Origin of the sequence: Bordetella genomosp. 13, assembly GCF_002119665.1 — a bacterium.
Taxonomy (GTDB): Bacteria; Pseudomonadota; Gammaproteobacteria; order Burkholderiales; family Burkholderiaceae_B; genus Bordetella.
This window is the reverse complement of the sequence record NZ_CP021111.1, coordinates 1,679,011-1,692,352: the sequence shown is the minus strand read 5'-3', so window position 1 is coordinate 1,692,352 and position 13,342 is coordinate 1,679,011. Positions and strand designations below refer to the sequence as shown.

Sequence of the window (13,342 nt, the reverse complement as noted above, 5' to 3'; positions counted from 1 at the left end):
TCCGCGGATCGATCGTCCACGGCGAGGCCGGCAATGACCCTGGCCGCCTTTCCCCCCTGGCATCTCGATACCGCGCGCGCCTGGCTGACGCGGCGCGAGCGCTTCGCCCACGCGTGGCTGGTTCATGGCGTGGCCGGCATCGGCAAGCTGCAGTTCGCCGCCGCGGCGGCGGCCAGCCTGCTGTGCGAGTCTCCCGAGCAGGGGCTGGCCTGCGGCCGCTGCGCGGCCTGCGCCTGGGTGTCCGCCGGCAACCACCCCGATCTGCGGCGCATCCGGCCCGAGGCCGTGGCGCTGGAAGAGGGCGCCGATGCCGCGGCCGAGAGCGGCGAGGACGGCGAAGCCGCGGCATCCGGAGGCGCCGCCAAGCGGGCGCCGTCCAAGGACATACGCATCGACCAGATCCGCGCGCTCGAGTCCTGGTTCAACACGGCGACGCACCGCGGCGGATGGCGGGTGGCGCTGCTGTATCCGGCCCAGGCCCTGAACGTGATCTCGGCCAATGCGCTGCTGAAGGTGCTCGAAGAGCCGCCCCCCAACACCGTGTTCCTGCTGGTGGCCGATGCGCCCGACCGCCTGCTGCCCACGCTGGTGTCGCGCTGCCGGCGCCTGCCGCTGGCCGCGCCGGAGCCGGCGCTGGCCTTGCAGTGGCTGCAGCAGCAGGGAGTCGAGCCCGCCGCCGAGTGGCTGGCGGCCGCTGGCGGCGCGCCGCTGTCGGCGCTGCGCCTGTCGCAGCAGCAGGACCAGCCTTGCCCGGCATGGCTGGGGCAATTGATCACGCCTTTGTCGGCAGGCCAGTCGCCCGACGTGGGTGCGCTGACCGAAACGCTGGAAAAACTGGCGCCCGTCGAATGGATCGATGCGCTGCAACGCCTGTACGCCGACCTGATGCTGGCCGGCTGCGGGGCGCCGGCGCGGTATTTCCCCAGCCTGGCCGAGCCCGTGCGCCTCACGGCGCAACGCGTCCGTCCCGCGCGCATGGCCGACGCGGCGCACTGGCTGAGCGGCCAGCGCGCCGTGGCCAACCACCCCCTGAATGCCAAGCTGTTCGTGCATGCGGCGCTGCAGCGCGTGGTGCTATCCTGCCAGGCTTAGCGCCCTGATTCGCGCCGGGCACGCCGCGTGCCCCTTTTCCTTGCGCAGATCCCGCGACGCGCGCCTCGCGCCCGTCGTCGCCTTCTTTTCCTCTTCCGTATGTACGTCGATTCGCACTGTCATCTGAATTTTCCCGAGCTCGCGCAAGACCTGCCCGGCGTCCTTGAGCGCATGCAGGCCAACAAGGTCAGCCATGCGCTGGTCGTCAGCGTCAACCTGCCCGATTGGCCGGGCCTGATGGAGATCGTCGAGCCGCACGCCAATCTGTGGGCCTCGGTGGGCGTGCATCCCGACTACGAAGACACGCCCGACCCCGAACCCGAGGAGTTGGTGCGGCTGGCTGCCCATCCCAAGGTGGTGGCCATCGGCGAAACGGGACTGGACTACTACCGGCTGGCCGAGCCGCTGGACTGGCAGCGCGACCGCTTTCGCCGCCATATCCAAGCCGGGCGCGCCGCGGGACTGCCGCTCATCGTGCACACCCGGGCCTCGGCCGCGGACACGGTGCGCGTGTTGCGCGAAGAAGGCGCTGCCGACGTCGGCGGCGTGATGCACTGCTTCACCGAGACCTGGGACATCGCCCGCGAGGCGATGGACCTGAATTTCCATATCTCGCTGTCCGGCATCGTCACGTTCAAGAACGCGCAGGTGGTGCACGACGTGGCCACGCGCATGCCGCTGGACCGCCTGCTGATCGAAACGGATTCGCCGTATCTGGCGCCGGTGCCGCATCGCGGCAAGCTGAACGATCCTGCGAAGGTGGTGCACGTGGCCGAGCGCATCGCGGCGCTCAAAGGCATTTCCACCGAGGAGGTGGCCGAGGCGTCCACCGAGAATTTTTTCAAACTATTCAATAAGATAAAACGCTGATTTGAAGTGATTTATCTAATGTTGGATAGTTAAAGTGATAGGTTAGGAGATTCGGCCATGATCAAGTCCGGACAAGCGAAATTCGCCACCGCTCGCATCGGCGCTGCGCTGCGCGCGGGACTGCTGGCCGCGGCTTTGCTGGGCGGCGCCCAGGCAATGGGCGCCCAGGTGTCCACCGACTGGTGGCCGGCCATCGCCAATGACCGCACCGATGACATGCGCAGGATGCTGGCCGGGGGCGCCGATCCCAATCTGCGTTACCAGAACGGGCAGCCCGCCCTCATGCGCGCGGTGATAGACCAGGCGTGGGGCGTGTTCGATCTGCTGGCGGCCGATCCTCGCACCGACGTCAACGCCGAGAATCCGGCCGGAGAAACGCCGCTGATGTACCTGGCGCTGATGGGGCAGACCGAACGCGCCAAGGCGTTGATCGCACGGGGCGCCCAGGTGAACCGGCTGGGCTGGACGCCGCTTCATTACGCAGCCTCGAAGGGGCAGCTCGAGACGGCGCGGCTGATGCTGCAGCATCGCGCCATGCCCAACGCCCCGTCCCCCTTGGGCACCACGCCGCTGATGATGGCGGCGTATTCCGGCAGCCAACCCATGGTGCAGCTGCTTCTGGACGCCGGCGCCGACCCGACCACCCGGGACTTGAAAGGACACGACGCCGCCGAATGGGCGGACGAGGGCCGTGCGCCGACCCTTGCCGACAATCTGCGCCAGGTCATCGCGCGCGCCGAGCAGCGCAAGCGTGAGTTGCGGGCGGCGCAGGGGCAGGGCGAGCCGATCGCCCCCGCGCCCAGCCTGCCGGCCATTGCGCCCACGGCGCCGCCCGCGAGCGCCCCGACGCCATCGCAGCCGGGCATCGGGCAGGGTGTCGATCCGGCCGCGGCGCCCGGCGGGTCGCAAGCCGCCCCCGAGCGGGACCCGGCGACGGTGCGCGGGGTCAGCGGCGTGCGGCGCGAGACGTACGACTGAGGCGGCGACTAGAGACCGGGTTTACGCCGCTGATCGGCGGACCCCGGGTTCGCCGCTGTTTCGATGCCAGGCGCGGCGGCGTACGATGTCCGGGCACAGGAGACCGCCGTCAGAACGATGCAGAAACGCGTTGTTCATTATGCGTCCCTATTAAATAAAATAACTAATAATAGGTGACGTATCAATGTTCGTGGCTACAATGGCACCACTTTCTCCCGGAGAGCAGCCCATGTCTCAAAGTTCCGCCCACGCTTTGCCGTCCTATCTCGATGCCGGACACCTCGGTCCTTGGGGCATCTACCTTCAACAGGTCGACCGCGTCACGCCCTATCTGGGCCCGCTGGCGCGCTGGGTCGAGACGCTCAAGCGTCCCAAGCGCGCCCTGATCGTCGACGTGCCCATCGAGATGGACAATGGCACCATCGCGCATTTCGAGGGTTATCGCGTCCAGCACAACACCTCGCGCGGTCCGGGCAAGGGCGGCGTGCGCTTTCACCAGGACGTCACGCTGTCCGAAGTGATGGCGCTGGCGGCCTGGATGTCGGTCAAGAACGCGGCGGTCAATCTGCCGTACGGCGGCGCCAAGGGCGGCATCCGGGTCGATCCCCGCAAGCTGTCGCAATCCGAAATCGAGCGCATGACGCGCCGCTATACCTCTGAAATCGGCGTCATCATCGGTCCGGCCAAGGACATTCCCGCGCCCGACGTCAACACCAACGCCCAGATCATGGCTTGGATGATGGATACCTACTCGATGAACGAGGGCGCCACGGCCACCGGCGTGGTCACCGGCAAGCCCATCTCGCTGGGCGGCAGCCTGGGCCGGATCGAAGCCACCGGCCGCGGCGTGTTCGTCGTGGCATGCGAGGCGGCACGCGACCTGAACATCGACGTGGCCGGCGCCAAGGTCATCGTGCAGGGCTTCGGCAACGTGGGCGGCACCGCCGCCCGCCTGTTCCACGAGGCCGGCGCCGTCGTGGTGGCCGCGCAGGACCACACCGGCACGGTCTACAACCCGGCCGGCCTCGACGTGCACAAGCTGCTGGCCCACGTCTCGAACAAGGGCGGGGTGGGCGGCTTCTCGGGCGGCGAGGCGCTGGCCAACGCCGATTTCTGGGGCCTGGAAACCGATTTCCTGATCCCGGCGGCGCTCGAGAACCAGATCACCTCCGAGAACGCCGGCAAGGTGCGCGCCAAGGTGGTGGTCGAAGGCGCCAACGGTCCCACCACCCCCGAGGCCGACGACATCCTGCACGACAACGGCGTTTACGTCGTGCCGGACGTGCTGGCCAACGCCGGCGGCGTGACGGTCAGCTACTTCGAATGGGTGCAGGATTTCTCCAGCTTCTTCTGGAGCGAGGACGAGATCAACCACCGCCTCGAGCGCCTGATGCGCGAAGCCTACGCCGCCATCGCCCAGATGTCGCGCGAGCAGAAGGTGTCGCTGCGCACCGCCGCGTTCATCGTGGCGTGCACGCGCATCCTGCAGGCCCGCCAGGTGCGCGGTCTGTACCCCTGATTCGGCGCGCGGCAGCAAACCAGTCCGCGCGGCGTCGCGCGGGCTGCTGGACGCGCCAGTGAACGAACGGCCCGCATCGCGCGGGCCGTTTTGCATACCGATGATAGAGCTCAGCCCCCAGCCGGCATGAACTCCGGCTTCAGGATGCCGCGCAGGGCATCGTACGGAATCGTCAGCTCGGGCTGGCCGTGCGAGTAGGGCGCGATGGAGTAGGCGTCGTACTTCACCACCATGCCCTGGCGCGTCAGCGTGTAGTTGCTGCTTTCGACGAACGGCCACGTGCGGTCGTAGGCGGCCGGATCGCGCGCGGCGTCTTCGTTCTGCTTGAGCCAGGCGCGATGCGCGGTGCGCAGCGCCTGCACATACTGGTCGCGCCGACCAGGAATCAGCACGTCGTCCAGCACCAGTTCGCGGCCCGAGGCGCGCTGCCAGTTCAGGAAATGCGTCGCGGGAATGCCATGGGCCGCGCCAGTCAGGTACTGGGCCGTCTGCAGTTCCACGCCGATGACGTCCGCCACCACGTCGCGCACTTTGGCGCGCAGTTCGGTGCGGTCGCGAGGCTGGGCGGTACGCCAGAAATAGGCAATGTACTCGTCGATGGTGCGATAGGCGCCCCGCAGATTGGCGTCCACGCCCGTCATGCCGGCCAGGCTGCTGTCCACGTGCTGCGTCAGCGCAGGTATCTCGGGAAAGGCGATGCTGTCCACGACGATGCGGGGGCAGTCCTCGCCCTTGCAGCCGGGTTTGGTCAGCTCGCGCCGCACGGGCTGGGTGCGCACGTCCGCGCTGACGGCGGCGCCCTGCGCGGGCAGGCTGATCGTATCCGGCGGCGAGCTGCCGCAGGCCGCCAGCAGCACGGCCATGGAGACGAGCCCGGCTCGCAGGGCAAATGGCAGATGCGACATGACGGCCTCCTCAGGGGACCATGGCGGTCCATGCCTCGCTGGAAAACTTCTCGTCGGCCTGGCGCTGCGCTGCCTCGAGCGTGGCCGCCCCCAGCGTGCCGGGGGCCAGCAGGCACATGCCCGAGAAGGTCTCGAGCATGCGGCCGATGATGGCCTGGCGCGCCAGTCCGGTCTGGCTGCGCAGGGGATCGACCCGCTTCTTGGCGCTGGTGGTGCCCTTGTCGGAAAGCTTCTCGCGGCCGATGCGCAGCACCTGCACCATTTTCTCGGCATCGATGTCATAGGACATGGTGACGTGGTGCAGCACCGCACCGCCGCGCCGGGCCTGGGCGGCTCCGCCGATCTTGCCGCCTTCGGAGGCGATGTCGTTCAGGGGCTGGTACCAGGCCTTGATGCCGAGGTCGTGCAGCGCGCGGATGACCCAGGCGTCCAGGAACTCGTACGATTCCTGGAAGCTCATGCCATGTACCAGCGCCTGCGGCACGCTGAGCGAGTACGTGATGGTGTTGCCGGGCTCGACGAACATGGCGCCGCCGCCGCTGACGCGACGCACGACGGTCACGCCGTGTTCGCGCGCGGCCTGCATGTCCACTTCGTTCTTCAGCGACTGGAAGCGGCCGATGACCACAGCCGAGGCCGACCATTCCCAGATGCGCAGGGTAGGCGGACGGCGCCCGGCGCCGACCTCGTCGGTGATCACGGCGTCCAGCGCCATGTGCAGCGCAGGCGGCTGGGGCCCTTCGTGCACCAGTTGCCACTCGTAGTCGGACCACGAGGTGCGGCGCGGACCCGGCGTGGGCATGGGCGGAACGGTGGTGGGCGCGGCGGCCGGCGAGGGCTGCGGCGCGGCGGATGCGCTGTCGTGTTCGGTCATGGCAGGGCTCTCCGTACCACTACCGCGACCGCCTCGGGCGAGAAGCCGAACAGTTCGGCGCCCTCGGGCAACGCGCGGCGTACGGCCTCGGCCAGTTCCGATTCGCCGGCGTGGACCGGCAGGCCGCACAGGCCGCGGTTGATGGCGTCGAGCGCTTCAGGCGGCTCGAGAAAGAAATCGCCGCTGATGCGGACGCGCGCCAGGCGGCCGGCCTCGACGTCGACGTCGGCGACCACCAGCTTGCCGCCGGGCACCTTGTACTCTCCGTGCATGGGGTAAGACTCCTTGAATCAGTCGGCCAGCCGCAGCTTCATGCCTTCATGGCTGGCCGTGAAACCCAGCGATTCATAGAAGCGCCGCGCGTCGTCGCGGCGCTTGTCCGTGGTCAGTTGCACCATGGCGCAGCCACGGCCGCGGCATTGCTCGATGGCCCACTCGAACATGGCGCGGCCGACGCCGCTGCCGCGCAGGGTCGAGGCAATGCGCACCGCCTCGATCTGGCCGCGCCAGGCGCCCTGGTGCGCCAGTCCGGGAATGAAGCTGAGCTGCAGGCAGCCGGCCACGCGCGCGTCCACTTCGGCCACGACCAGCAGCTGGTTGGGGTCGCGGTCGATGGCCGCGAATGCGGCCTGATACGCGGGGCTGGGCGGCTGCGTGCCATCCTCGCGGCTGCTGCCCAGGATGTCGTCGGCCAGCAGCCCGACGATGGCGGGCAGGTCGGCGGCGGTGGCGCGTCGGAATACCGCGGTCGCGCTGGACATGGCCGTCAGCGGCGCAGCGAGGCGGCCGTCTGGCCGAACAGCACGCGGCGCGAGGCCTCGTCGCCCACCGAAGGCGCCACGTTGATCTCTTTGGCCTTCTCGTAGGCGCGCACCGTGGCCGGCCGCTCGGCGATGGCGTGGAACCAGCGTTTCAGGTGCGGGAAGTCGTCCAGGTTCTGGCCCTGGCGCTCGTGCGGCACGATCCATGGATAGGCCGCCATGTCCGCGATGGAGTAGTCGCCGGCCACGAACTCCCGATCGGCCAGGCGGTGGTTCAGCACGCCATACAGGCGGTTGGTTTCCTTCACGTAGCGCTCGATGGCATAGGGCACGGGCTCGGGCGCATAGGCCGAGAAGTGGTGGTTCTGGCCCGCCATGGGCCCCAGGCCGCCCATCTGCCAGAACAGCCACTGCAGCACCTCGGCGCGGCCGCGCACGTCTTGCGGGATGAAGCGGCCGGTCTTCTCGGCCAGGTAGAGCAGGATGGCGCCGGACTCGAACAGCGATACCGGGGCGCCGCCGTCGGCGGGCGCCTGGTCGACGATGGCGGGAATGCGGTTGTTCGGAGCGATGGCCAGGAACTCGGGCTGGAACTGCTCGCCCTTGCTGATGTTCACCGGGTGGATGCGATAGGGCAGTCCGGTCTCTTCCAGGAACAGGGTGATCTTGTGGCCGTTGGGGGTCGTCCAGTAGTACAGGTCGATCATGAGCGTCCTTTGCATGGCGTCGCCCGCACGCGGCGCGGGCGGTAATGCCTCATGATAGCGGCTTGGCGCGGCCCGCAGGCCTCAAGCCCCGGCGCGTGGCGCGGGATTGACCGGGTTTGCCGCGCGCGAGACCCCATGCGCGCGTCCCGCCGTCGCCGTGGCGCCCGGCGTGCCGCCGGTGGGGGTGCGCCGCAGGCTGACGCCCGCCACGGCCACGAAGATCAGCGCCACACCCAGCCATTGCACCGCAGCCAGGCGCTGGCCGTACACCACGTAGTCTAGCAGCATCGCCACCACCGGATAGATGAAACTGAGCGGCGCGGCCGACGAGGTCGGCAGCTTCTGCAGCGCCGAATACAGCAGGATGTACATCAGGCTGGTGTGCACCAGGCCCAGCGCGACCACGCTGCCCCACTGGGCGGGAGCTTGAGGCAGGGCGTGCAGGTCGGCCAGCGGCAGCAGCAGCACGGCGCCCAGCGCCACCTGCACCAGCGCCAGCACCTGCGGCGGGACGCCGGTGAGGCGCTTGACCAGTATGGCCGTCACGGCATAAAGCGCGCCAGCGCCCAACGCCAGGGCCAGTCCCACCAGATAGTCCTGCCCGTCGCCCAGGCGCGCGGGCGACACCCGCAGCACCAGCAGCAGTCCGCCGAACGCCACCGCGGTCCAGGCGAGCTTGCCGCGCGTGGGACGCTCGCCCAGGAAGGCGGCGCCCAGGCCGATAAGGATGAACGGCTGCATGTTGTAGACCGCCGTGGACAGCGAAATCGAGGCCAGGCGGTAGGCCGAGAACAACAGCACCCAGTTGAAGACGAGCGCGGCGCCGGCCAGCAGCGCCAGGCCGAGGGTGCGGGCGGTGAACAGGCCGGGGCGCAGCAGGCCGCGCGCCGCGCAGTAGGCCAGCAGGCCCAGCGCGCCGAACACGCAGCGCAGAAAGACGATGTTCCAGGGGCTCTGCCCCGATTCGAGGACGAAATAACCGAGCGTGCCCGACAGCGTCATGGCGGCAGCCATCTGCATCAAGCCGGTACGTTCTTGCAAGGAGGCGGACATGGTAGTGCTCCGGGAGCCGTCGCGGGGCGGCATCATCAGGGTGGTGGATGATGAAAATTATCCCAGGCACAATCAGGAAGGTACATGTATGAAATTTCTTTGATGTCGGATTTTTCCTTCAATATTTAGCCAAAACCAGGAAATACCTTATGAACGAAAATCCTGCCCTGGACGAGACCGATCGCCGCCTGGTCGAGCTGCTTACCGCCAATGCGCGCACCACCGCCGCCGATCTGGCACGACAGGTCGGCATGTCGCCGCCCAGCGTGGCCGATCGCCTGCGCCGGCTCGAAGACTCGGGGGTGATAGGCAGCTATACGCTCGAGATCGACCCCGCCGCGCTGGGCTACAGCCTGCAGGCCATCGTGCGCATCCGGCCGCTGCCCGGGCAGTTGCGCAAGGTCGAGCAGCTCATTCCCGCCATTCCCGCGTTCGTGGAATGCGACAAGGTCACGGGGGAAGACTGCTTTTATGCGCGGGTGGTGCTGCGGTCCATCGGCGAACTGGACGCCGTGCTGGACCGCATCGTGGAGTACGCGGAAACGAACACGGCCCTGGTGAAGTCCACGCCGCTGAAGCGGCGCCTGCCGCCGCTGCGCTAGCTCAAACGCTGGCCGCCGGTTGGGCGCAGGCGGCTTCGACGTCGCTCTTGAACGACGCGGGCGCGTCGGTGGGCGCATAGCGCTTGATGACCTGGCCGTCGCGCCCCACCAGAAACTTGGTGAAGTTCCATTTGATGGCTTCCGTGCCCAGCAGGCCGGGCTTCTGTTCCTTCAGCCAGCGATACAGCGGATGCGCATCGGCGCCGTTCACGTCGATCTTGTCGAACATCGGAAAAGTAACGCCGTACTGCGTGTCGCAGAAGCCGCGGATCTCGGCCGCGTCGCCCGGTTCCTGATGGCCGAACTGGTTGCAGGGAAAGCCCAGCACGGTGAAGCCCTGGTCGCGATAGCTGCGATACAGCTCTTCCAGGCCGGAGTACTGGGGCGTGAAACCGCATTGCGACGCCACGTTGACGACCAGGGCGACCTGGCCGGCGAACTCGGACAAGGGGCGCTCCTGGCCGTCCAGGCCGCGGGCCGAAAAATCGAACAGGGTGGTGCTCATGCAGAACCTCCGTGAGGGCGAGGGGCGGCAGCCGCCAGCGGCCAAAGTGTAGCGCCGCGGCGAGGTTCCCGCCGCTGAGTGGTTTTCGGAGTCTGCGCGGTCACACCAATTGCAGGTCCCGCGGCCTGACGCCGGGGAAGACGCGTTCGAGCTGGGCCGGGCCCAGGCCGTACAGCCGTCCAAACAGGCCTGCGAAGAGGTCTCGATAGTCGGTGAGGACGGGAAAGTCGCGGTCCTGGAACAGCGTTGCCTGTTCGACCTTCACCTGGCGCCCGGCGATGCGGCCGCCGTTCACGTTGCCCCCCAGCACCCAGTACACGGTGCCGTGCCCGTGGTCCGTGCCCTTGTTGCCGTTCTCGCGGAACGTGCGCCCGAACTCGCTGATGACCACCACCGTGGTGTTTCTCCAGGCCCGGCCCATCGCGTCGGCATAGGCGGCAAGCGCCCGGCCTAGGCGGCCAAGATTGGATGCCAGCGCCCCCGTCGAGCTGCCTTGCGATACGTGCGTATCCCAGCCGCCCACGTCGACGAAGCCGATGTTGTAGCGGTCCGCCATGAACGAGCCGATACGCCTGGCCTGCTGCTCCAGTGCCTGCGCGGAACCGGCCTTGCCGTTGGCTTCGGCCATTTCTTTCAGCATGGCCTCGCTGACCTGGCCGGCGACCATCAGCCCCTCGTCCACCGGGGCGGCCAGGTCGGTGCCCCTGTACATGTCGGCGAGGACGCGCGCCCGTTCATCGGTAAGCGACGACTTGCGGCTGCCGCCACCCAGGTCGATGTTGGGCACGCCCAGATCGCCGCGCAGTATCTGCGGCACGTCGCGCGTGAACGCCGCCGGCCTGCGCGTGTCCTCGGACAGCAGCGCGGACAGGCGGTTGAGAAAGCCCGTGCGGGATTTTCCGCGAGCGGCGCCGGCCCGGCCGAGTTCGATGCTGTTCTGCGTCTCGAAATGGCTGCGGCTGAGATTGTCGGTGCCCGCGAACGGCACGAAGGCAAGCTCGCCCTGCCGGTACAGGGGCAGCAGGTTTTCCGCCACCGCCGGATGCAAGGCCCAGCCGTCGACAAGCGCCACCGCGGCATCGGGCGCCGTGCCCGGCCTGGCGATGGCGATGTTCGGGCGCGATTCATAGTAGAAGTCGCTATCTGTCGGAACCAGCAGGCTCGCGCAGTCGTAGGCACCGCGCATGAACACGACCAGCAGGCGCGCGTCGGCGGCCGGCGCCGCGTACAGGCGCGCGCCATGGAACAGCAGGGGGAGGGAGGCGGCGTGGGTCAGGAAACGACGGCGATCCATGTGGGGCTCTCCGGGGTGGCAAGAAGGCCGCATCAGCGACGCATGAACTCGGGGGACGACAACAGCAGAGCGTTGGCGTCGGGCACGTTCGCCGCTTGCTCTATTGCCTTCAGCGTGGCGGGCGCCAGGCATGCGAACGGGCCGCCTTCGCGCCCGTATGCATCCACGAGACGGCTTGCCGCAGGCAACTCCGGGCGGGGCGCATCGGAGGTGTCGATGTACAGGCGGCCGCGTTCCGACGATATGACCCGCGCCGCGTCGAATCGCGCCGTCATCTGGCCCGAGCCCGCCCAGTCGGACTGTGCCATGGGATAGCCGTCGGGCGTGATGCGCCGGGCCAGCCCCTGTCCCAGGCGATTGATCTGGAGCAGAACGGGCTGCACATTGCGTATCGGCGGCATGTCGGCATAGGCGAGCCGGAACGATGAATACACGTACTGCAGCGCGTCCTTGAACTTGCCCGTGCGCAGCGAGGCGGCGAACTCTGCGGAGTCGAACATCGTGCGCAGCGTACGGGCGATGTCGCCGTCGCTTTCGAGGAAAGTCTGCGCCATCCTGTTCACCAGCGCCTGGCTGGGCCGGTCCGCCACGAAGTACTGCGCCAGCTTGCGGCTGATGAGTCGCGCGGTGGAGGGATGGCGCGCCAGGATGTCCAGCACGGCATCGATCTCGTCCATGCCGCCTGGCTCGATCCTGTGGCCTAGAATGGCTTTCGCGCCGTTGTCGTGGCGAGCGGGATTGAACTGGAACAGCCCGTCCTCCACCAGCGCGCCGCGCTGCGCGGCGCTGAGTTTCAACGGTTTGCCGCTGGCGTTGACGCCCAGCCCGGTCAGTACCCGCGCCAGCTCCTGCACGTCGCGCTGGCTGTAGCCGCCATCGACGCCCATGGTGTGCAGCTCCATCAACTCGCGCGCGTAGTTCTCGTTGAGCCTGCCCTTGATGTTGCGGGCGTTGTCCAGGTAGAGCAGCATCGCGGGCGAGCGGGCCGTGGCGCGCAGCAGGTCGCGGAACTTGCCCAGCGCATGCGGCCGGATCGCGTGTTCCTCATAGTCGCTGACCAAGGTGCCGATATTGCCCTTGGGCGCGTAGACGCTGAAGTGATTCAGCCAGAACCACGTCATGACCTCGTGCAGTTGGTTCGGCGAGTACAGGGCCCGCCACGCCGTCCGCTGGCCCGCCTCGTTCAGCCGGGTAGCGGCAGTCTTGCGATTCGCGCGCGCGGCCTCGACGCGCTGTTCCGTGGGAAGCTCGCGGATCTCGATCTGGCGCTCCACCTGCGCGCGATAGGCCCGCGTGGAATCGATCCGCGAGATCGACAGCGCATCGATCCGCATCTGCACGTCGGCGGGCAGCGTGGCGGCGGAATCGGGCTCGAGCTGGGCGTCCAGATAAGCGTCCCAGCCGAGCTCGCCGGCGTGCCGCAGCTCCTGCGGCGTCACGCCCCAGGTGATGCGATTGACCTGCGCCCATAGCGGCGGCGCGTCGGCGGCCTGCGCGTGGGCGCAGACCAGCACGATGCCGCACAAGACATGGCAGACGATCTTCGTCAGTACAGTCATTCCTACTCCCGTTCACGGGCGTTTGCCGCACATCGATGGCGCGTCGCATATCATCCGGAGATCAAACGTGAATGCCGGCATGGAGGACGACACATGGATCCGATGATAGACCGCCTGAAAGGCATGCTGGCCAAGGGGCAGGACAATCTGCTGCTGCGCTACACGCTGGGCAAGGCCTGCGCCGAGTCGGAGGATCATGCCGCGGCCGTGGAGCATCTGCGTGCCGCGCTGCGATTCGACCCAGGGTATTCGGTGGCCTGGAAATGGCTGGGCAAGGCCTTGCTGGGACTGGGCCAGCGCGACGAGGCCCGCCAGGCCTGGCTGTCCGGTCTGGAGGCCGCGCAGGCGCGCGGCGATGCGCAGGTCGTGAAGGAACTGCAGGTCTTCCTGCGCCGCCTGGAGCGCGAGGCGGGGCAGGGCTGATGTAAGGACGAGGTACAGATGTGACATTGCATGGCCCGTCATCGCGCGCTCCGGCCGCGTGGCGGACGCGCGGGCTTGGGTTCGCGCACGGGCCGGTCAAACCGTGAAACACAGCGGCCCGCGGCTTGCTTGACGCGCGTCATCGCGGGTCCTGTAATCCACAGGACCGGACTACGCGCCACGACAGATTCATCACGGCA

General features: G+C 68.1%; 15 protein-coding genes. 6 read left to right on the top strand and 9 right to left on the bottom strand.

Going from position 1 to position 13,342, the window contains the following annotated elements:
- Positions 1–33 precede the first annotated feature (33 nt).
- The 4 genes from holB to CAL15_RS07520 all read left to right on the top strand — a co-directional run bounded on the left by holB (position 34) and on the right by CAL15_RS07520 (position 4,459).
- Entirely contained in the window at positions 34–1,092 is a 1,059-nt protein-coding gene (gene holB, locus CAL15_RS07535) for a DNA polymerase III subunit delta' (RefSeq protein ID WP_086078008.1), read from the top strand.
- 99 nt (positions 1,093–1,191) lie between these two features.
- Complete coding sequence (locus CAL15_RS07530; RefSeq protein ID WP_086078007.1) at positions 1,192–1,962, top strand: TatD family hydrolase; 771 nt, start codon at positions 1,192–1,194, stop codon at positions 1,960–1,962.
- 60 nt (positions 1,963–2,022) lie between these two features.
- Positions 2,023–2,940 carry an ankyrin repeat domain-containing protein gene (locus tag CAL15_RS07525; protein WP_420042552.1) on the top strand — a complete coding sequence of 306 codons (918 nt, stop codon included), beginning with the start codon at positions 2,023–2,025 and terminating at the stop codon, positions 2,938–2,940.
- Between the two features lie 229 nt (positions 2,941–3,169).
- On the top strand, positions 3,170–4,459 hold the full coding sequence (locus CAL15_RS07520; protein ID WP_086078006.1) for a Glu/Leu/Phe/Val family dehydrogenase: 1,290 nt from the start codon (positions 3,170–3,172) through the stop codon (positions 4,457–4,459).
- Positions 4,460–4,569: 110 nt separating this feature from the next.
- Here the strand turns inward: CAL15_RS07520 and CAL15_RS07515 are convergent, their stop codons facing one another.
- The 6 genes from CAL15_RS07515 to CAL15_RS07490 all read right to left on the bottom strand — a co-directional run bounded on the left by CAL15_RS07515 (position 4,570) and on the right by CAL15_RS07490 (position 8,759).
- Positions 4,570–5,364, bottom strand: coding sequence for an RsiV family protein (locus tag CAL15_RS07515; protein ID WP_086078005.1), 795 nt, complete (start codon positions 5,362–5,364; stop codon positions 4,570–4,572).
- A gap of 10 nt (positions 5,365–5,374) precedes the next feature.
- Positions 5,375–6,166, bottom strand: coding sequence for a lipoate--protein ligase family protein (locus CAL15_RS07510; RefSeq protein WP_086080984.1), 792 nt, complete (start codon positions 6,164–6,166; stop codon positions 5,375–5,377).
- Positions 6,167–6,234: 68 nt separating this feature from the next.
- The gene (locus CAL15_RS07505; protein WP_086078004.1) at positions 6,235–6,510 is read right to left on the bottom strand and encodes a biotin--protein ligase; all 276 of its coding nucleotides are present in this window, start codon (positions 6,508–6,510) and stop codon (positions 6,235–6,237) included.
- 18 nt (positions 6,511–6,528) lie between these two features.
- Positions 6,529–6,999: a GNAT family N-acetyltransferase gene (locus tag CAL15_RS07500; RefSeq protein ID WP_086078003.1), complete on the bottom strand. Its 471-nt coding sequence runs from the start codon at positions 6,997–6,999 to the stop codon at positions 6,529–6,531.
- Between the two features lie 5 nt (positions 7,000–7,004).
- A complete protein-coding gene (locus CAL15_RS07495; protein ID WP_198299241.1) occupies positions 7,005–7,706 on the bottom strand; it encodes a glutathione binding-like protein in 702 nt (233 codons plus the stop codon).
- A gap of 81 nt (positions 7,707–7,787) precedes the next feature.
- On the bottom strand, positions 7,788–8,759 hold the full coding sequence (locus CAL15_RS07490) for a DMT family transporter (RefSeq protein ID WP_086078001.1): 972 nt from the start codon (positions 8,757–8,759) through the stop codon (positions 7,788–7,790).
- Between the two features lie 149 nt (positions 8,760–8,908).
- Here CAL15_RS07490 and CAL15_RS07485 point away from each other — a divergent pair, with 149 nt between their 5' ends.
- Entirely contained in the window at positions 8,909–9,361 is a 453-nt protein-coding gene (locus tag CAL15_RS07485; RefSeq protein ID WP_086078000.1) for an Lrp/AsnC family transcriptional regulator, read from the top strand.
- Between the two features lies 1 nt (position 9,362).
- On the opposite strand, the gene CAL15_RS07480 is transcribed toward CAL15_RS07485, so the two are convergent.
- From CAL15_RS07480 to CAL15_RS07470, 3 genes are all read right to left on the bottom strand, one after another.
- Positions 9,363–9,866 (bottom strand): glutathione peroxidase, encoded by a 504-nt coding sequence (locus CAL15_RS07480; RefSeq protein WP_086077999.1) that lies wholly within the window; start codon positions 9,864–9,866, stop codon positions 9,363–9,365.
- A 100-nt stretch (positions 9,867–9,966) separates the two neighbouring features.
- Complete coding sequence (locus CAL15_RS07475) at positions 9,967–11,160, bottom strand: DUF1501 domain-containing protein (protein ID WP_086077998.1); 1,194 nt, start codon at positions 11,158–11,160, stop codon at positions 9,967–9,969.
- 32 nt (positions 11,161–11,192) lie between these two features.
- Positions 11,193–12,719 carry a DUF1800 domain-containing protein gene (locus CAL15_RS07470; protein WP_086077997.1) on the bottom strand — a complete coding sequence of 509 codons (1,527 nt, stop codon included), beginning with the start codon at positions 12,717–12,719 and terminating at the stop codon, positions 11,193–11,195.
- A gap of 93 nt (positions 12,720–12,812) precedes the next feature.
- On the opposite strand from CAL15_RS07470, the gene CAL15_RS07465 reads away from it, so the two are divergent.
- A complete protein-coding gene (locus tag CAL15_RS07465; RefSeq protein ID WP_086077996.1) occupies positions 12,813–13,142 on the top strand; it encodes a tetratricopeptide repeat protein in 330 nt (109 codons plus the stop codon).
- Positions 13,143–13,342 lie beyond the last annotated feature (200 nt).

Coding starts and splice junctions, on each gene's coding strand:
- holB (WP_086078008.1), top strand. CDS start 34: ATGACCCTGGCCGCCTTTCCCCCCTGGCATCTCGATACCGCGCGCGCC.
- CAL15_RS07530 (WP_086078007.1), top strand. CDS start 1,192: ATGTACGTCGATTCGCACTGTCATCTGAATTTTCCCGAGCTCGCGCAA.
- CAL15_RS07520 (WP_086078006.1), top strand. CDS start 3,170: ATGTCTCAAAGTTCCGCCCACGCTTTGCCGTCCTATCTCGATGCCGGA.
- CAL15_RS07515 (WP_086078005.1), bottom strand. CDS start 5,364: ATGTCGCATCTGCCATTTGCCCTGCGAGCCGGGCTCGTCTCCATGGCC.
- CAL15_RS07510 (WP_086080984.1), bottom strand. CDS start 6,166: ATGCCCACGCCGGGTCCGCGCCGCACCTCGTGGTCCGACTACGAGTGG.
- CAL15_RS07505 (WP_086078004.1), bottom strand. CDS start 6,510: ATGCACGGAGAGTACAAGGTGCCCGGCGGCAAGCTGGTGGTCGCCGAC.
- CAL15_RS07500 (WP_086078003.1), bottom strand. CDS start 6,999: ATGTCCAGCGCGACCGCGGTATTCCGACGCGCCACCGCCGCCGACCTG.
- CAL15_RS07495 (WP_198299241.1), bottom strand. CDS start 7,706: ATGATCGACCTGTACTACTGGACGACCCCCAACGGCCACAAGATCACC.
- CAL15_RS07490 (WP_086078001.1), bottom strand. CDS start 8,759: ATGTCCGCCTCCTTGCAAGAACGTACCGGCTTGATGCAGATGGCTGCC.
- CAL15_RS07485 (WP_086078000.1), top strand. CDS start 8,909: ATGAACGAAAATCCTGCCCTGGACGAGACCGATCGCCGCCTGGTCGAG.
- CAL15_RS07480 (WP_086077999.1), bottom strand. CDS start 9,866: ATGAGCACCACCCTGTTCGATTTTTCGGCCCGCGGCCTGGACGGCCAG.
- CAL15_RS07475 (WP_086077998.1), bottom strand. CDS start 11,160: ATGGATCGCCGTCGTTTCCTGACCCACGCCGCCTCCCTCCCCCTGCTG.
- CAL15_RS07470 (WP_086077997.1), bottom strand. CDS start 12,719: ATGACTGTACTGACGAAGATCGTCTGCCATGTCTTGTGCGGCATCGTG.
- CAL15_RS07465 (WP_086077996.1), top strand. CDS start 12,813: ATGGATCCGATGATAGACCGCCTGAAAGGCATGCTGGCCAAGGGGCAG.